The organism is Allobosea sp. LjRoot237 (assembly GCF_964253285.1).
Taxonomy (GTDB): domain Bacteria; phylum Pseudomonadota; class Alphaproteobacteria; order Rhizobiales; family Beijerinckiaceae; genus Allobosea.
In genome coordinates this window covers 15,500-32,926 of the sequence record NZ_CAXUQP020000003.1, presented here as the reverse complement: position 1 = coordinate 32,926, position 17,427 = coordinate 15,500, and the positions used below count along the sequence as shown (strand labels likewise).

Annotated in this window: 13 protein-coding genes; 4 read left to right on the top strand and 9 right to left on the bottom strand. The window is 66.2% G+C overall.

From position 1 onward, the window contains the following. The first annotated feature begins 138 nt into the window (after positions 1-138). On the top strand, positions 139-1,962 hold the full coding sequence (gene atzF / locus ACSQ24_RS28820; protein ID WP_436098222.1) for an allophanate hydrolase: 1,824 nt from the start codon (positions 139-141) through the stop codon (positions 1,960-1,962). Here the strand turns inward: atzF and ACSQ24_RS28815 are convergent. The 9 genes from ACSQ24_RS28815 to ACSQ24_RS28775 form a co-directional block, all read right to left on the bottom strand. Continuing rightward, a complete protein-coding gene (locus ACSQ24_RS28815; protein ID WP_436098221.1) occupies positions 1,944-2,633 on the bottom strand; it encodes a GntR family transcriptional regulator in 690 nt (229 codons plus the stop codon). The genes atzF and ACSQ24_RS28815 overlap by 19 nt on opposite strands. A gap of 97 nt (positions 2,634-2,730) precedes the next feature. Next, on the bottom strand, positions 2,731-3,111 hold the full coding sequence (gene hpxZ, locus ACSQ24_RS28810; RefSeq protein WP_429067397.1) for an oxalurate catabolism protein HpxZ: 381 nt from the start codon (positions 3,109-3,111) through the stop codon (positions 2,731-2,733). Positions 3,112-3,165: 54 nt separating this feature from the next. Continuing rightward, the gene (locus tag ACSQ24_RS28805) at positions 3,166-4,878 is read right to left on the bottom strand and encodes a dipeptide ABC transporter ATP-binding protein (protein ID WP_436098220.1); all 1,713 of its coding nucleotides are present in this window, start codon (positions 4,876-4,878) and stop codon (positions 3,166-3,168) included. Between the two features lies 1 nt (position 4,879). After that, positions 4,880-5,803: an ABC transporter permease gene (locus ACSQ24_RS28800; RefSeq protein WP_436098314.1), complete on the bottom strand. Its 924-nt coding sequence runs from the start codon at positions 5,801-5,803 to the stop codon at positions 4,880-4,882. A gap of 14 nt (positions 5,804-5,817) precedes the next feature. Continuing rightward, the gene (locus ACSQ24_RS28795) at positions 5,818-6,831 is read right to left on the bottom strand and encodes an ABC transporter permease (protein ID WP_436098219.1); all 1,014 of its coding nucleotides are present in this window, start codon (positions 6,829-6,831) and stop codon (positions 5,818-5,820) included. 138 nt (positions 6,832-6,969) lie between these two features. Continuing rightward, positions 6,970-8,556 carry an ABC transporter substrate-binding protein gene (locus ACSQ24_RS28790; protein ID WP_436098218.1) on the bottom strand — a complete coding sequence of 529 codons (1,587 nt, stop codon included), beginning with the start codon at positions 8,554-8,556 and terminating at the stop codon, positions 6,970-6,972. A 403-nt stretch (positions 8,557-8,959) separates the two neighbouring features. Continuing rightward, positions 8,960-9,892 (bottom strand): 1,3-beta-glucanase, encoded by a 933-nt coding sequence (locus tag ACSQ24_RS28785; protein WP_436098217.1) that lies wholly within the window; start codon positions 9,890-9,892, stop codon positions 8,960-8,962. Positions 9,893-9,942: 50 nt separating this feature from the next. Continuing rightward, the gene (locus ACSQ24_RS28780; protein ID WP_436098216.1) at positions 9,943-11,037 is read right to left on the bottom strand and encodes a glycosyltransferase family 4 protein; all 1,095 of its coding nucleotides are present in this window, start codon (positions 11,035-11,037) and stop codon (positions 9,943-9,945) included. 76 nt (positions 11,038-11,113) lie between these two features. Further along, positions 11,114-12,463, bottom strand: a complete 1,350-nt coding sequence (locus ACSQ24_RS28775; protein ID WP_436098215.1) for an FAD-dependent oxidoreductase — start codon at positions 12,461-12,463, stop codon at positions 11,114-11,116. A gap of 264 nt (positions 12,464-12,727) precedes the next feature. Here ACSQ24_RS28775 and ACSQ24_RS28770 point away from each other — a divergent pair, with 264 nt between their 5' ends. From ACSQ24_RS28770 to ACSQ24_RS28760, 3 genes are all read left to right on the top strand, one after another. Continuing rightward, positions 12,728-14,704, top strand: a complete 1,977-nt coding sequence (locus ACSQ24_RS28770) for a hydrolase (RefSeq protein WP_436098214.1) — start codon at positions 12,728-12,730, stop codon at positions 14,702-14,704. A 94-nt stretch (positions 14,705-14,798) separates the two neighbouring features. Beyond that, complete coding sequence (locus tag ACSQ24_RS28765; protein ID WP_436098213.1) at positions 14,799-16,292, top strand: oligosaccharide flippase family protein; 1,494 nt, start codon at positions 14,799-14,801, stop codon at positions 16,290-16,292. Next, positions 16,276-17,418 carry an acyltransferase family protein gene (locus ACSQ24_RS28760; protein ID WP_436098212.1) on the top strand — a complete coding sequence of 381 codons (1,143 nt, stop codon included), beginning with the start codon at positions 16,276-16,278 and terminating at the stop codon, positions 17,416-17,418. Before ACSQ24_RS28765 ends, ACSQ24_RS28760 begins: the two co-directional genes overlap by 17 nt. The last annotated feature ends 9 nt before the right edge of the window (positions 17,419-17,427 follow it).

The window sequence follows — 17,427 nt, the reverse complement described above, 5'->3', positions numbered from 1 at the left end:
TCATTGCCGCCCGCAGGACCTGCGGTAGACAGTCCCGGCCTTTCCGGGGAGACCGCCAAGCGGAGGCGCATTGCATAATCTTTGCATGCAATACTGGAAGATTGATCAATTAATAGCCAGCCAGCCGATGCCATCGAAATGGAAAGCCTGCCCGTGCAGACCCTGAGCGATATCCTCTCCGCCCATCTCGACGGGAGCCGCAGCCTCGCGGAGACCGTCGCCGCGAGCTACGCCCGGCTGCGCACGCTGGACGATCCCGCGATGTTCATTGCGCTCAGGCCCGAGGCCGAGGCGCTCGACGAGGCAGAGCGGCTGCAGGCTGAGGGGCAGCGCGGGCGTGCGCTCTGGGGCGTGCCGGTCGCCGTCAAGGACAATATCGACGTCGCTGGCCTGCCGACCACCGCGGCTTGCCCCGCTTTCGCCTACACGCCCGCGCAGGATGCCGCCGCGGTGGCCCGGCTGAGGGCTGCCGGAGCCATCGTGATCGGCAAGACCAATCTCGACCAGTTCGCCACCGGGCTGAACGGCACGCGCTCGCCCTATGGCACGCCGCGCAATGTGCTGCGGGCCGATCTGGTGCCCGGCGGCTCCAGCTCGGGCTCCGCCAGCGCAGTCGCTTCCGGCATCGTCCCCGTAGCGCTGGGCACCGACACTGCCGGCTCCGGGCGCGTGCCGGCCGGTCTGCAGAACCTCGTCGGGCTCAAGCCGAGCCTCGGCCTGGTTCCGACAGCGGGCGTCGTGCCGGCCTGCCGCACGCTTGACTGCGTTTCGGTGTTCGCACTGACGGTCGACGACGCGATGGCGGTGCTGGAGGTGATCTCGGGTATCGATGCCGCCGACCCGTTCTCCCGGGCCGTGGCGCTCGGACGGCCCGGCGCGCTGCCGCCGCATCAGAGAATTGCCGTCCCGCGCCCCGCCGATCTCGATTTCGACGGCGATCCGGCTGCATTCGCGAGCTTTGCGCTGGCGGTCGAGCGTGCGCAGGAGCTGGGCGCAACGATCGTGCCCCTCGATATGACGCCATTCTACGAGACGGCGCGTCTGCTTTACGACGGCCCCTGGGTGGCCGAGCGCTTCGTTGCGATCCGCGAGCTGCTGACGCGTGATCCCGAAGCGATCCTGCCCGTCATCAGACAGGTCATTGCCGGCAAGCCATTGCCCGATGCGGCCGATACCTTCGCGGCGCAATACCGGCTGGCCGAGCTTGCTCTCGCCGCCAAGGCCGCGCTGAAAGGCATCGATGCGATGATGGTGCCGACGGCGCCGAGACCGGTGACGCTCGCCGAGATGACCGCCGACCCGGTCGGCAGGAACTCACTGCTCGGCCGCTACACCAATTTCGTCAACCTGCTCGACATGTGCGCGCTCGCCGTGCCGGTGAGCCTGACGGCGGACGGCACGGCGGCAGGCGTCACCTTCATCGCACCGTCCGGCCGCGATGCGGCGCTAGCCGCCCTTGGCCGCGCCTTTCATCACGCCTCCGGCTTGACGCTCGGGGCATTGGACGCGTCGATGCCGCCGCTTGCGGATCTTCAGCTTGCCGCTCCGCAGGGTACGATCGAGATCGCGGTCGTCGGTGCGCATCTGTCGGGCATGCCACTCAACGGCGAGCTGACTACGCTGGGCGCCACGTTCCTGCGAGCAATCACCACGACCGCGGACTACCGCCTCTTCGCCTTGCCCGGCGGCCCGCCGATGCGGCCGGGCCTGATCCGCATCCGGGAGGGCGGGGCAGCCATCGCGCTCGAGATCTGGGCGCTGCCTGCCGACGGCTTTGGCCGTTTCATCGCAGGCATTCCCTCGCCACTGGGCATCGGCACGCTGGCGCTCGCCGACGGCACGCGCGTCAAGGGCTTCCTCTGCGAACAGATCGCGACCGAGGACGCGCGCGATGTGACCGAATTCGGCGGCTGGCGGGCTTTCGTCGCGGCGCAAGCCAAGCCTCAGGGCGCTCCGGCATAGTTCCTGAAAGCATCGCGCACGATGCCGATATGGGCGCGCATCGCCTCTGCCGCGCCGGGCTGGTCGCCCCGCAGGATCGCCTGCACGACCAGGTCATGCTCCTGATAGGAGCCTCCCAGGCGCCCGGCCGCCCGGAACTGCGCCCTGCGAAACGGCGCGACCCGGGCGCGCGTCATCAGGGTCAACTCGGCGAGGTAGCCATTATGCGAGCCCGAGTAGATCGCGGCGTGAAAAGCCTCGTTGGTCTCATGATAGCGCAAGGGATCGCCTTCGTGCACGAGCGCGCGCAGCACCTGATGCAGCCCCTCCAGGCCGCGCCGTTCAGGCACGGTCATGTTGCGGGCGGCGAGCCCCGCACAGAGCGCCTCGAGCTCGGCCATCGCCTCGAACATGTCGTCGAGCTGCGTCGGGGTGGGCAAGGCTACGACCGCGCCGCGATGCGGCCGGACGCTGACGAGCCCCGAGGCTGAGAGCTGGCGGATCGCCTCGCGCACAGGTGTGCGCGAGACGCCGAACCGCGCCGCCAGCTCCTGCTCGTCGAGGGGCGTTCCCGGTTCGAGCACGCCCGATACGATGTCGTCGGCGATCTGCAGGCGAAGCGCTTCCGTCCGCGTTCGCGGTGGCGCTGCGGACTTGGATATCGCCAAGAAGGCGGCGGGGCGGGGCGGCATGATCAGGATCGGAAAGCGGGGGAAATCGTCGATGCCTGCATAGCAGGCAGAGCGATGTTGGTCACGGCGTCATGAAGAATGCGCGACCGCCCGCCGCTCATTCGGGGATGATGCTGACATGGGCGCTGACGACGCGCCAGCCTTCTGCAAACTTGACCCAGGTCTGGCTCTGGCGCCCCACCTTGCCGACCATACTGTCGCGCCGGAACATCGTGTTCGCGGTCGCCGTCGTGTCGCCGTAAGTTGTGATGACGGTGCGTTCCAGCGTCCGTTCGAGCCCGACCGGCGAGCGCGCCGAGCGGAAGGCGGCGATCTCGTCATGGCCGTAGAGGTTTTCGGCGACGCCATAGCGCAAGGTCTCGGGCGCCTTGCGGAAGATCGCATCCAGCGTTGCGACGTCATTGCCGGTGAGCGCGGCCTCATAGGCGGCGAAGGCCGCTTCCACCTCGGCAAGTACGGCGGGATCGTTGATCTTCATCTGCAGGCATCTCCAGAGGACTATCCCGCAATGACGATCGCGGGCAGGACGCGCTCATAACGGCGGATGCGGAATCGCGGTCAGCAACTCCCTCGTATACTGCGCCTTGGGATCGCCGAGCACCTCCTCCGCCGTGCCTTCTTCGACGATCGAGCCCGTCTTCATCACGATCACCCGGTCGCAGAGCAGCCGCACCACGTTGAGATCGTGCGAGACGAAGAGATAGCTCATGCCGAGCCGTCCCTTGAGTTCTTCGAGCAGGTTCAGCACCACCGCCTGGACGGAGACGTCGAGCGCCGCCGTGGGCTCGTCGAGAATGACCAGATCGGGGTCGAGCGCGATCGCACGCGCAATGCCGACGCGCGCCTTCTGCCCGCCGGAGAGCTGGTGAGGGAAGCGATCGATCAGCTCGACCGGCAGGCCCACGAGCCGTGCCAACTCCTCGCAGCGCGCGCGCAGGGCATCGCGTCCCTTGACTGCGCCCATCCGCATGATCGGGTCGGCGATGGCGCGCTCGGCGGTGAAGCGCGGATTGAGGCTGTCGGTCGGGTCCTGGAACACCATCTGGATGCGCCGGCGCTGCGGCGACGCGGCGAACTGTTTGGCGGGAATCGCACCGATATCTATGCCGTCGAAGATGATCCTGCCGCCGCTGGGGTCGATCAGTCGCGTGACCATCATCGAGGTCGTCGATTTGCCGCAGCCGGATTCGCCGACGAGCCCAAGCGTCTCGCCCCTGGCGATGCTGAAGCTGATGCCATCGACGGCGCGGAACGGTACCGGTCGCTCGCCCGGGCCCTTGCCCAGCAGCTTGCCGAAGATGCTGCCGCCTGCCGCCCGCGGATATTCCTTGACCAGATTCTCGACCTGCATCAGGGGGCCGGCATTCGCCGCCGGTTTCGGCTCAGCCACGGCCGTCCTGGCTTCGGCGGGAACGGTTTTGAGCGCGTCGGGCAGCAAATCTGCGAGGCTCGCGCCCAGTCGCGGCGTCGCCTGCATCAGCCTGCGGGTGTAGGGGTGCCGCGGGTTGTGGAAGATCTCGCTGGCCAGCGCAGTCTCGACGACCTTGCCCTTTTCCATCACGACGACCTTGTCGCAATAGGCGGCGGCGAGGCCGAGATCGTGCGTGATCAGGATCGTCGACATGCCCCGCTCGCGGGTCAGCTCGACGATGAGGTCCATCACCGCCTTCTGCGTGGTGACGTCGAGGCCGGTCGTCGGCTCGTCCGCGATCAGCAATTGCGGCTGGCAGGCCAGCGCGAGCGCGATCACGACGCGCTGGCACATGCCGCCCGACAGCTCGAACGGATAGGCGTCGTAGCGCTCCTCCGGCCGCGCGATCTTGACCTTGCTCAGCGCCTCGATTGCCTTGTCTTTGGCAGTCGCACGCGTCGCCTGGACATGCTGCAACAGCACGTCCTCGATCTGCTTGCCGACCTTGCGGATCGGATTGAGTGCCGCGCGCGGGTTCTGGAAGATCATCGAGATCTCGCGTCCGCGCATATCGCGCATCTGGGCCTCGTCGGCCGCCACGAGATCGACGCCGAAGAACGAGATCGAGCCTTCGGCGACGCGGCCGGCGCGATCGAGGATGCGCACCACGGCATAGGACGTCACCGACTTGCCCGAGCCGGACTCGCCGACGATCGCGACCGTCTCGCCCTTGGCGACGCTGATATCGATCGCCTTGACCGCCTGCACCATGCCGCGGCGGGTGGCGAATTCGACGGTGAGGTTTCTGATCTCGAGCAGAGGCACCGCTGTCACCTCAGTTCCTCCGCTGGGGATCGACGAGATCGCGCACGCCGTCGCCGAGCAGGTTGAAGCAGAACACGGCGATCATCAGGGCGAGGCCGGGGAAGAAGGCGATCCACCACTCGCCGGAGACGATGAAGCTCGCGCCCTCGGCCACCATGATTCCCCATTCCGGGGTCGGTGGGCGCACGCCAAGCCCGATGAAGGAGAGGCCTGCCGCATTCAGGATCGCATAGCCCATGGTCAGCGACATCTGCACCGCCATGATCGGCATGATGTTGGGCACGATCTGGGTGAGGAGCAGCCGCCAGTCGGAATTGCCCGAAAGCCGCGCCGCCTGCACGAAGCCGGAATCGCGGCGCACATTCGCCTCGGCGCGCGCGACACGGGCATAGAGTGGGAAATTGATGATCGCGGTCGCCAGCACGATGTTGCCGACCGAGTTGCCCAGCGCCGCCACGATGCCCATCGCCAGCACGAAAAGCGGGAAGGCCATGATCGTGTCGGCGATGCGGCCGACGACCTTGTCGACCCAGCCGCCGTAGAACCCGGCCATGACGCCGGCAAGCCCGCCCATCAGGAAGACCAGCGCCACCGAGAAGATCGCGATCGAGAAGTCGAGCCGCGTCGCAGCCACCACGCGGCTGAAGATGTCGCGGCCGAGCTGGTCCGTGCCGAACCAGTGCGCCCGGCTCGGCGCCTGCAAGGCGGCGTCGGTGTTGCTCGCGAGCGGGTCGTACGGGACGATCGAGGGGCCGAAGATCGCCGCCAGCAGGATCAGCGCGAACAGCCCGAAGGCGAGCCCCGTCACCGGGTTCTCGGCGATGATATGGCGTGCATGCGCCCACAGGCTGGTGGAAGGCGGCGCCTCGAAGCGCAGCACCGGAACGGGTTCGGCAGGGATTGTTCGGGCAGGTGCCGGCTCGACCTTCGCCATGTCGTTCACGGTCTTCAACCCTCCAGCCTGACGCGGGGATCGATGACACCGTAGAGCACGTCGATCATCAGGTTCAGGGCGACGTAGAGGATCGCCATGGTCAGCACGAAGCCCTGGATCGGTGCATAGTCCGACGCGATCAGCGCCTCGACCGCGTAGGAACCGACGCCGGGCCAGGCGAAGACCTTCTCGACCAGCACATTGGCGCCCAGCAAGAAGGAGAACACCATGCCGAGCGTCGTGACCACCGGCAGCATCGCATTCCGGAAGGCATAGGTGCCGATGACCTTGCTGTTGGTCAGGCCGCTGGCGCGCGCGGTGCGCACGAAATCGGCGCCGAGCACGGCCAGCATCGAGGCACGGGTCATGCGGGTGATCGGTGCCAGCGAGAAGATGGCGAGCGTCACCGCCGGCAGGATCAGCTGGGCGAAAGCCCCCCGGAAGGTATCGAAATCCCGTGCCAGCAAGGTGTCGATCAGGAACAGGCCGGTGACGCGTGGCGGTTCGGAGGCGAAGACGTCGAGCCGGCCGAGCGGCGCCGGCGACCAGCCAATGATGAAATAGAACACATAGACCAGCAGGAGCCCGGTGAAGAACACCGGCAGCGAGACGCCCGCGGTCGCCACGATGCGGCAGAGATGGTCGATCCAGGAGCCCTGCTTCACCGCCGCCAGTACACCCAGAGGCAGAGCCACCGCCATCGCCAGGATCAGCCCCGCCAGCGTCAGTTCCGCGGAGGCAGGCAGGCGCGCGGCGAGATCCTTGGTCACCGCCTGGCCGGTCGTCAGCGAGGTTCCGAGATCGCCCTTCACCAGCGCCGTGACATAGGAGACGAACTGTACCGGCAGCGGCTGGTCGAGCCCGAGCTTGGAGCGGATTTCAATGATCGCCTGGGGCGAGGCGGCCGGGCCGGCGAAATAGGCCGCGGTATCGCCCGGCAGCACCCGCGTCAGCAGGAAGGTGACGATGATCACGCCGATGACCGACGGGATCGTCGTCATCAGACGCTGGCCGATCATGCGCAGCATGGTGTTCCTTTCCGCGTGCTGGGCGCTTCGTCATTGCGAGCGTAGCGAAGCAATCCAGAGGAAGGTCGAGCGCGGTCGCTCCTGAATCGCTTCGTCGGCCGCGCGGCCTCGCAACGACGGTGAGCGATCATCCGCGCCTTACCCCTTGGTCAGGTAGCGAAAATCCGGCTCGCGGCAGGGCTGGAACTGGTAGCCGCCGATCGCCTTCTGCAGCGCGACGTCATGGGTCGGCTGGTTGATCGGCACCATCGGCACCTCGTTGTTCACCAGCTTGATGAAGTCGATGACATTGGCGTCGTAAGAGGTCTTGTCGGGCGCGAAGCGCGCGGCATCGACGAGCTTGTCGAGCGCCGGATTCTGGTAGGCGGCGATGTTGAAGATCGAGTTGTTGCCGTGCATCGTCCAGAACAGGTAGTAATCGGGATAGTCGAGCCAGCCGGCGAAGCGGTTGAGGACCATCGGATTGGTCTTCTTGGCGATCTCGGTGCGGAAATTTGCGCCTGGCACCTTGTTGATCTCGACGGTGATGCCGATCGCGGCGAGCGCTTCCTTGATCAGCACCGCCATCGGCTCGGCGACGGTCGCGTTGCCGGCGTCGAAATACAGCGTCGTCGAGAACGGTCCGCCGGCGGCATCGACCAGGGCCTTGGCCTTGGCGACGTCGGAGGTGTAGGGGAAGGGCTGCGGCCAGGCGACCTTGGGATCTTTGCCGCCGGCCATCGAGACGCCGCGGCCGAACAGCGAGGCCTGCAGGATTTTCTCGTAGGGCATCACCCAGGCCACGGCCTGGCGCAGGCGCACGTCCTTGAACGGGCCGACCTGCGTGTTGAGATAGCAACCCCAGACGCCGTTGGGGATCGGAACGCCGACGACGTTGACCTTGCCGGCATCGAGCAGGTCCTTGAAGTCCTTCGGCGGCAAACCGTATGAGACGTCCGCGTCGCCGCGCTCCATCAGGGCCCTGCGGGTCGAAGGCGAGGCGATGTCGCGCGCGATGATGCGGCGCAGCTGCGGCAGCTTTCCGCATTTCCAGTCGTCATTGCGGACATAGATCGTCTCGACGCCGGGCTTCCAGCTTTCGACCTTGTAGGCCCCCGAGCCGGCGATATTGTTCTTCAGCCATTCCTTGGCATGGGGGTCGCCACCGCCATTCTTGATCGCCAGCTCGGAGTCGAACACGAAGGGGATCGTGACCGCGAGGTTCGGCAGCGTCATCTTGTCCTTGCGGATGAAATCGACGCGAAACGTCTTCTCGTCGACGATGACGAATTGCTCGGGTTTCTCCAGCGAGCCGGCATTCATCTGCGTCGTCGCGAAACCGCCGATGGTACAGGCACGGTCGAGCGACCATTTCACGTCGGCCGCCGTGACCTTGCGGCCGGAATGGAAGGTGGCATCGCGCAGCTTGAAGGTGCAGCTCATGCCGTCCGACGCGATCTGCCAGCTTTCGGCCAGCTCGCCTTCGAGTTCGCCCATCGAGATGGTGTTGCCGCCGCCGCCGGGAATCGGCACCGGCTTGAAGCGCAGCAGGCGGTCATAGCAGTTCAACGCGACGCCATTGACGGGCTGCGAGGAGCCGATGCCCTGCATATCGAGGCTGTTCGGCCCGTACTCCTGAACCAGCAGCAGGGTTTCGGCTCGGCCCACTGCCTGGGCTTGCGCCTGGCTTCGCGCGACGAAGGGCGCGGCAAGACCTGCGGCGATGGCGGCGCGGCGTGTGATCATCAGTCGGAAACCCCTGATTTTGCCAATCGGATGTCGTGACGCGCCGGATCTTCGGAGGCGAGCTTGCGGATCGCGCTTTCGGCTGCCGCGAGAGCGCAGCCGCGGCGGATGGCGGCTCGGATAGAACTTGGGCGTGAATGCGGTTCGGCGTCAGCGCACATGACGCTTCCGAAGCACGTAGCGTGCCAGCAGGTAGTGAATTGAAATCTCTAGGGAAAAGCACACTTCAGTGGGCGCTTCATCCCACGTTGTATGCAATGACGTGAAAATGCCTATGAAATAGGCTATATTACCATGCGCGCTCGGCTGCGCTACCTAATGCGGCATGAATGCCGATCTCAGCTGAATCGAGAATGGTGAAGGCGGCGGCGTGTTCGCTCTGGCGGGCGGCATAGCCCTCCGGCTAGCTGCCGTAGACGCGGACGTAGTCTACCCTCAACTGCGCTTCCCGGTCCTCCGGTCTGAGTGGCTGCGGAAACGGGACGTCGGATCGCAAGGCGAGCGTGATCAGGGGCCAGAACACATCGCCCTGCGCATCGATCTCGTTCGCACGCCCGATCCGCCATTCGAGCGCGCCACCGGTCTTCGGATCGCGAATCGGCTTGCGCTCGAAATAGAGGACGCAACGATCGCCGTCGATCAGCCCGCCATAGCGGAAATAGCCGCTGGTCAGATCGACCTCCGTGGGGACGCCGACCCCCTCGTGCCGCTCGCCCGGCTGACCCCATTCGTGCAGATAGGCGCCGTAGAGCCTGTGCTCCCAGCCCTTGTGCTCGACGATATCGATTTCGACGCTGGTCTTGGGGAAGAGGATGCTGCGGCCGTTCATCAGCCAGAAGGCCGGGAAGCTCAGCGGATGCGCCGGGAACCGCATCCGCGCCTCGAAATAGCCGTTGCGCCAGCCTCTCAAGATGGTGCCGTCCCTGCGGGCGGTCTGGAGATTGCCGGAGATCCACTGGAACTCCGGCAGCGCGTTGCCGTAATAAGCCGGCACGTTCATCGGCCGCCCGAGATAGCGGGCCGAAATCTCGAGCGCGTGACCTCCGGAGGCCAGCGGATCGGCGACGATCGCATAGGGGTCGAAGCCCTCCTCGCCGCCGCGCCGGCTGAAGGCCGAGCGACCATAGAAACCCGGCTCATGGGTGGTCGCCTTGGGGCCGGCCTGCCAGATGGCCGGATCAAGGCTGGCGAAGGCTTCATCGAAGACGAGCCTGCGGCCGAGCGTCGGATCCGGCGCATCCTGCTGCGCGTCCGCCGAACTGGGACGGGCGCCTGCCGCTGTCGCGACAGCGGCGGCTGCGCGCAGGAACGTCCGGCGGGATGGCATGATCGGCATGGCTCATCTCCGGGTGGCTGGCTGGACTGCCGCAAGCAGCTCCAGCGTCTTCAATTCGTATGGGGCAGCGCCGAGCCGGCCCTCCGGCCGAGTTGCAGGATCGCCTCGTCGTAGAGGTCGAGCGTCTCGCGGGCGACGCGGGCGATCTTCAGATGCTCGATCCGGTACTGGCTTCGCTCGCGCCAATGACTGATCGCATCAGGGGTTGCGATCAGCTCGGACAGGGCAGTGGCAAGCGCATCGGGATCGCGGGCCGGTACCAGCACGCCCGCCTCCCCGCCCTCCAGCAATTCGGGGATGCCGTCGATATGCGTCGCCACGATGGCGCAGCCCGCCTCCCTTGCCTCCGGCAGGACAAGCGGCGCCGGATCGGCATGAGACGGCAACACGAAGATATCGGCGCCGCGCATCCAGGGGAAAGGATCGACCTTGCTGCCTTCGAAGCGCACGGCCTCGCGGCAGGACAAACCGGCGACCATGTCGCGGTAGATCTGCGCGAAGGGTCCATCGCCGACGATGTGCAAGCGTGCCCGCGGATGTCGGCGATGGACCAGATCGAAGGCGGCAAAGAGATCGGCCAATCCCTTGCGCGGGTGCAGACCGCCAACGAAGAGGAGGCTTGGTGAAGCGAGCGCGATCGGCGTGATCTCGCGGTTTGCCAGGCGGGCCGAGCCGATGGTGCCGTTGAGAATGACGCGCAGCTTGGCGGCCGGGATGCCGCGCCGGCGCATCGATATACCAACAGCGGCGCTGACCGCGATGACACGGGTCCCGAGCCCCATGAGAACCGCGCTCTTCTCGAATTCATTGTGAACCGTCGCGACCAGCGGGATACCGGCGAGCTTGCAGATCGGCCAGGCAAGCACGGCGCTCGTCATCATATGGGCATGGACGATGTCGGCGCTGAAAGTGCCGACCAGTCGCCGCAGCGCCCAGGCGGACCGCAATAACGTCGCCCCCTTGCGCCGATGGTCGATCGTGAAAACCTTGACGCCATTGCGGGCGAGCAGCGCATCGAAATCGCCACCGCCGCTGGCCACAGCGACGATATGGCCGAGCCGGCTCTGCTCGCAGGCAAGGTCGACCGCAGCGTGGACATGGCCGTTCGACTGCGTCGTGTGATTCAGCAAATGGAGGATACGCATGGGCCCATCACGATGCTCGGACCGCCAACTCGCCTGCGCTCGCGCCTCTGCGTCGCTGGGCGCGAAGGCCCTGCATTTACTGTGCCGGGACCGCGCGAGCGCCCCGCAACGCCGCTTCGGCCTCGATCGTCGAGACCCGTGCCGTCGGCTGGTAATTGAAACCGCCCTGGCGGCCCAACGATTCGATCCCGAAGGCCTTCAGGGCCTTGACCGCCTCGGCAGCGCTCTCATCCGCTCCATTGCGGTAGACCGGATAGGCGTTGTCGAGGAATTGGCTGCCTTCGAGCCTGAGATCGCCGCGGAAGAGGCCGTTCACCGCGACATGGGCGCGGAAATCCGCCTCGGCCTGGGCGACGGATTTGCCGATATGATTGGCGATCACCTCGACGCCGAAATACTCGCGCCTCTGCGCGCGACCGTAGAAGTCGGAATACATCGTCAGGCGCTTCCAGGCACCGTCATAGGAGAAGTTGTAGATGATTTCCTCATCGAAGCCGCGCACGCCGTCGAAGCTGAAGTAGAGCGCCAGCAGCGTGATCGTCTCGAGCTCCTGCGAGACCGGCAGGTTGCAGAGTGCCTGCAGTTGCGGGATCGGGATCGTCGAAACGACGCGATCGGCGACGATCGCCTTGCCCTCGCGGAACAGGACGAAACGATTGTCGAGTTTCTCGATCCGGTCGAGCTTTGCCCCCATCAGGAAGCTGACGCCACGCGCGGACAGCGTCGCGGCCGCAGCGGCGTAGAGCGCCGCGAAGCCTTCGCGCGGGCGCGCCAGCTGGCAATTGGTCGGTGCCGACGGCTTCGTTCGGCGCAGGCGGCCGAGCATGGCGCGCAGCGAAGCGTGCTCGCTGATCCATTGCATGCGCTTGCGCGCCAGTTCGATGCCGATCTGATCGGACGCAATGCCATAGAATCGGGTCATGTAGGCGTCGAGACCCGAGCGGTGCAGTAGCCTGGCCCCGATCCAATGACGGGCAAACTCGCGGGCGTTGCGCATCCGCCGTTTGAAAAGGCGGGCATAGGCCGCCGATGCCAGGATACGAGCAACCTCGAGCGGCCCGGCGCGCAGGATGTCGTCCTTTACCGAGATCGGATATGCGGTGATGAGCCGTTGCGGATTCAGCCTTGCCCAACGCGGCCGGATCGGCACGTAAAGCGGCAGCAATTCCGGGAAATGCTGCAGCAGCGGCGAGTCATCCTGGAAGATCAGGCTACCGATATCGAAGGTGTACCCGCCCGACGACCAGTCGATGTGATTGCCGCCGATGTGCGGGTATTCGTCGACGACGACGATCCGCCTGCAGCCCTGCTGGGCGAGCACCGAGGCCGAGACCAGGCCGGAGACGCCCGCGCCCAGGACGATGACGTCGCAGCGCTCGGCGGCCGTGCTCTCGGCATCGTCGATCTGCTGGATCACCTCTTCCATCGCCGAACCTCACTGATCGGACATGATAAGAGGCTAGTCCCCCGTAAGATCAGCCGAAAGCAAAACTCGCCGGCACAGCGCGCCTTTTCCTGCTCAATCGTGCAGCGAATGCGATGTGAATGAGCAATCGCGCTTGCGATCTGCCGAAGCAACCATCCTGAACTGGCATGGTCCCTGCTTCATCTGCGTAAGGCGTGCGTTTTCGCGTCGGCCGTCGGCTCGTCGCGACGGTGTCAACCAATGCGTCTGAGCACGGAGCGTATGATGCCGGGCTGGCCACATCCGAACGAGGCGGAGCTGTTGGAGGGGATCGAGCTGGTCTCGACCGACCTGTTCGACACCTTGCTGTTGCGCACGCTTCGCTCGGAGCGCGCTCGTATCGTCGGCGGCGAGCGCATCTTCGCTCGCAGACTGGCCGAACAGGGCCTGCCGGTTTCGGAGAGCTGGCTGGTCGAGGCCCGTCTGGAGGCGCAGCGGCTGGCCTATCGCGCGCTCGACATGGCGGAGCAGGACGGCGAGGTCAGGCTGCGCGACGTGATCCGGCGCCAGCTCACCATTCTCGGCTTGCCCGAGACGCGAACGGAGCCGCTGTGCGAGACGCGGCTCGCGATCGAGCTCGATATTGAAAAGGCATCGCTACGGCCGAACCTGCAACTCGCGGCACTGCTGCGCCGCTGTCGCAGCGAAGGCCGGCGCGTCATCGCGATCAGCGACATCGGGCTGCCGGCTTCGGTGCTCGGCGCGTTGGTCAGCCATCTCCATGGCCCAGAACTGCTCGATCGGATTTATTCCAGCGCCGACCTCGGCCTGACCAAGCGACGCGGCGAGCTCTTCCATGCCGTCCTTGCCGCAGAAGGGGTCGATGCCGGCCGGACCTTGCATGTCGGCGACGATTGGCTCGCCGACCACGCCGTACCGTCCTCACTTGGCCTGCGCACGCTCCACCTCCCGCGCCCGAAGCTGAAGCGTCATCTGTCGCGTCTTCACGGCGGGGCAAGCGAGCTCGGCCGCATCCTCCGAAGGCAACGGGCCCATGCCGGCACTCCAGCGCAATATACTCGCGATCCCCATGCGTTCGGGCGCGAGGTGCTCGGCCCGATCGTGGCCGAATTCTGCCTGGCGATCTGGCTCTACGCCGACGAGGCCCGCAAGCGCGGCGACGCGGCCCTGCTGTTCTGCGCGCGCGGCGGACTCGGCATTCGGGCAGCGTTCGAGCGGATCGCCAAGCGGCTGAACCTGCCGCTCGCAATGCCGCGCGAGAACCTGATGGTTTCGCGCCTGGTTGCGGCCAGAGCGGCCGTCATGACCCGCAGCCAGGCGGCACTCGACGAACTCGGGCGCGAATTCCGCGGCAGCAGCTTCGCCGACGTCGCCACCGCGTTGGGTGGCGGTCGCTATGAGCTGCTTCAGTCATGGAACGAACCATTCGCGCCAGAGCGCTTCTTCGCCATGCTCGACAGGCCGGCCGGCACTGCCGTCACCGCCGACATCGACAGGCAGAACACACTCTTCTTACGCCATCTTTCCGCAGCCAGCTGCGGCGCAAGGCGGATCATCCTGTGCGACACCGGGCTTTACGGCAGCACCCAGCGCCTGCTCGCAGCCGGCGTGCCGGATTTGAGCTTCGAGACCATCCAGCTCGCGCGCTGCAACTACAAGGGCCTCAGCGAGGAGCATTTCCCGCGTGTCGTCGGGCTTGCCGTCGAGCGCAACCGCTACAGCCCCCTCGCCGTCCGCTCGACGGTGCTGCGCTATTGGCAGTTGGTCGAGAGCCTGTTCGAGCCGGCGATTCCATCAGTACGATCCTTCGCCGAAGGCGCGGACGGCGCGACCATCTGCAACGCCGGTGACATTGCCTTCGGGGCCGTTGATCCTGCCGCCGGCAATCCTCTTTTGTCCGGCGCCCTCGCCTATATCGACGACGTCGGGGGCGGAACGGCGATCATGGCCGATGCGGCCCGCGCCTGGCCGCGGCTCAGGCAGGCCGTCACTCGACCGGTCGCGGCCGACCTCGCGGCGCTGGCTATCGGCGAGCGCTCCGTCGATTTCGGCCGGGCCGGCACTGTCGGAGATGGCGTTGCGCCGCTGGGCAGCGCGCTGTCCCGCCTGGCATCGATCCGCACTCAGCTTTGGCGCGAAGGCGCGATCGTGCGAGCCTTTCCACGTTCGCACCTGCCGCTGCTGACGGCAGTCGAAGCCTTCCATGCGCTACGCGGACTCTCCACCGGCTACCACCGCTGATGGGAGGCCGTGTGATCAGGGCGACTTTCAGAGCGGTCGCCGCAGGCCGAGATTTGTGCCGACGCGTGCCGCGCGGCTCCGAGGACGGATCGCCATGCTGGCGATGAAGGCGTTCCGGGGTGCCGGCTGGCTGGTCGCGTCGCGCTTCCTCGGCCGGTTCATCGACTTCTTCACGCTATTGATCATGGCGCGGATGCTGGCGCCGGCGGATTTCGGCCTGACGGCGCTCGCCATGTCCTGCGTCGCGATCGTCGACATGGTGCTCGAGGTTCCGGTGACGCAGGCGCTGGTCCGCCTGCCTCATGTCGACAAGGCGCATCTCGACACGGGCTTCACGCTCGGCGCCCTACGCGGTCTCGCAATTTCCGTGGTGCTGCTTACCGTCGCCTGGCCGTTCGCGTGGCTCAACGGCGATCAGCAGCTCGTCCCGGTCATTCTCGCGCTCGCCTTCGCACCGATCGCACGCGGTCTCGCCAGCCCCGGCCTCGTCATGTTCATCCGCGAGCTCGGCTTCCTGCGCAACTTCCTCCTTGAGACCGGCGGCAAGCTCGCAGCCTTCTGTCTCGCCATCGCAACCCTCCTGCTCGGCGGCGGTTATTGGGCCCTGGTCATCAATTTCGTCGCCGCACCCGTCTTCAGCTGCGCAATCTCCTACCTGCTCGCCCCCTATCGGCCGGCTCTGTCGCTGTCCCGACTGCCGGATTTTGCCAGTTTCGTTGGCTGGTTCACCTGCGCCCAGTTCGTCTCAGCGGTGAACTGGCAGTTCGATCGCATCCTGCTCGGGCTCGGCGGTGCCAAGGAGACGCTCGGCCGCTATGCGGTCGCTGCCGACCTGTCGGTCATGCCGACCCAGAGTCTGATCGGGCCGGCACTGCAACCGATCATGGCCGCGTTCGCCCGGATCAAGGCGGAGGATCAGCGCCTGCGGCTCGCCTTCCTCAAGGCGGCACGCTTCAGCATGCTCGCTTCGGTGCCTTGCAGCCTGGGAATCGCACTGACGTCCGATCTGATCATCGAGGTCCTGCTCGGTCCGAAATGGCATGGCGCCGATTGGCTGCTGAGCCTGCTGTCGCTCTCGGTGACGGCGACGCCCTATTTCCAGACACTGTATTCGCTGAGCCTGGCACTGGGCCGGCCTGAGGTGATCTTCCGGCTCAATCTCTACGATCTCGCCATTCGCTCGCCGGCCGTCGTCATCGGCTTTCTGCAATGGGGCGCTGTCGGCATGGCGGCCGCTCGGCTAGTCGCGGCTGCGGTCATGGCGGTCTTCTTCCTGCGCTGGCTCCGCAGCCTGCTCTTTATCGGTATCGCCGAGCAGCTCCTCAATCTCTGGAAGATCGCCGTTGCGGCGGCCGTCATGACGGCCGGCGTACTCGGCCTGCGCGGCTTTCTCATCCCCTGGCATCTGCCGGCCCCAGCCGAACTCGCATTGGTCGCGGCCCTCGGCGCGCTGCTCTACGGATTGACCTTGCTCGCCTGCGGCATGTGGCTCGCGATCGGCGCCGGGCGCCTGGAGCTCTCTGACCGTTGGTGGCGCCCGCGGATTGGTGTCGACAAGCCTGGAGAAGCGCGTGAGCCAGCGACTTGACCACCTAGACGGGTTGCGCGGAGTTGCGGCAGTCGCGGTCGTGATCTTCCATCTGATGTCGGCCCTGACCCCGTGGCTGGTGCCGGAGCAGCAGCCCGGCGCGCACTGGCTCGCCTACACGCCCCTAGCAGTGGCCTGGAACGGCACCTTCGCGGTCTCGGTTTTCTTCGTCCTGAGTGGCTTCGTCGTGACCAACGCGACCCTGCGCAAATCCGACCTGATCTGGATCGACGTCACCATCCGCTATCTGCGGCTCGCGATCCCGGCGACGGCCAGCACACTCGCGGCCTGGCTCTTGCTGAGCCTATTCCCGACCTCCGCTACGCAACTGGCCAAGCTTACCGGCAGCCACTGGCTCGATTGGACCCATCAAGGATCGATCCCCGGTCCGGCCGCGGCGATCTACAACGGCATGGCCGGGATATTCCTGAGCGGCGGCTCGTTCTTCAACAATGTCCTATGGACGATGCGGCCCGAGCTGCTGGGCTCGATCCTGTGCTTCGCCGCCTGCTTATTTGCAAGGCCACGATTCCGCCTCGCGATCGCGCTCGGCAGCGCCGTGATCTTCATCGCGCTGCGGCGCTATGACTATGTCTGCTTTCCGCTCGGTATCATCCTGCGCGAGGCCTGGGCTTCGGGACGATTACCGTCGGCCCTGCCGGTATCCGCCGTACTGCTCGGTCTCGTGATCGGCTCGCAGAGCGGCGATGCGGCGCGCGTGCTCGGCCTGGACTGGCTGCCGGAGGCCTTGAAGCCTGAGAGGAAGGGCGGGCTGCTCTACCCGGTCGCTGCGATGCTCATCGTCTACGGCTGCACTCGCTCGCGCTGGCTAATTGCAGCTCTCTCGGGCCGGATCGGGCGATATCTCGGCGCGATCTCGTTCCCGCTCTACCTGATCCACGTGCCGTTCATCTACACGATCGTGGCGGAGGCCTATCTGCGCGCGAGCCAGCATGTCCTCGCACTTGCCGGGCTGCTGGCAGGGAGCTTCCTCCTGATGTTCGCCGTTGCCCATGCCGCCGAGCGCTGGCTCGAGCGACCGTTTCTCGGCTTGCTCGGCCAGTTGCGTAGACGGCTGAGGGAATTTAGGATCGGGCGCCGCGATGTCCGCGGCGCAGCCGGCTGAGAAGTTCGC

Bases quoted from the DNA above. Each gene is read 5' to 3' on its own strand.
- atzF (WP_436098222.1), top strand. From the start codon at position 139: ATGGAAAGCCTGCCCGTGCAGACCCTGAGCGATATCCTCTCCGCCCAT.
- ACSQ24_RS28815 (WP_436098221.1), bottom strand. From the start codon at position 2,633: ATGCCGCCCCGCCCCGCCGCCTTCTTGGCGATATCCAAGTCCGCAGCG.
- hpxZ (WP_429067397.1), bottom strand. From the start codon at position 3,111: ATGAAGATCAACGATCCCGCCGTACTTGCCGAGGTGGAAGCGGCCTTC.
- ACSQ24_RS28800 (WP_436098314.1), bottom strand. From the start codon at position 5,803: ATGGCGAAGGTCGAGCCGGCACCTGCCCGAACAATCCCTGCCGAACCC.
- ACSQ24_RS28795 (WP_436098219.1), bottom strand. From the start codon at position 6,831: ATGCTGCGCATGATCGGCCAGCGTCTGATGACGACGATCCCGTCGGTC.
- ACSQ24_RS28790 (WP_436098218.1), bottom strand. From the start codon at position 8,556: ATGATCACACGCCGCGCCGCCATCGCCGCAGGTCTTGCCGCGCCCTTC.
- ACSQ24_RS28785 (WP_436098217.1), bottom strand. From the start codon at position 9,892: ATGCCGATCATGCCATCCCGCCGGACGTTCCTGCGCGCAGCCGCCGCT.
- ACSQ24_RS28780 (WP_436098216.1), bottom strand. From the start codon at position 11,037: ATGCGTATCCTCCATTTGCTGAATCACACGACGCAGTCGAACGGCCAT.
- ACSQ24_RS28775 (WP_436098215.1), bottom strand. From the start codon at position 12,463: ATGGAAGAGGTGATCCAGCAGATCGACGATGCCGAGAGCACGGCCGCC.
- ACSQ24_RS28770 (WP_436098214.1), top strand. From the start codon at position 12,728: ATGCCGGGCTGGCCACATCCGAACGAGGCGGAGCTGTTGGAGGGGATC.
- ACSQ24_RS28765 (WP_436098213.1), top strand. From the start codon at position 14,799: ATGCTGGCGATGAAGGCGTTCCGGGGTGCCGGCTGGCTGGTCGCGTCG.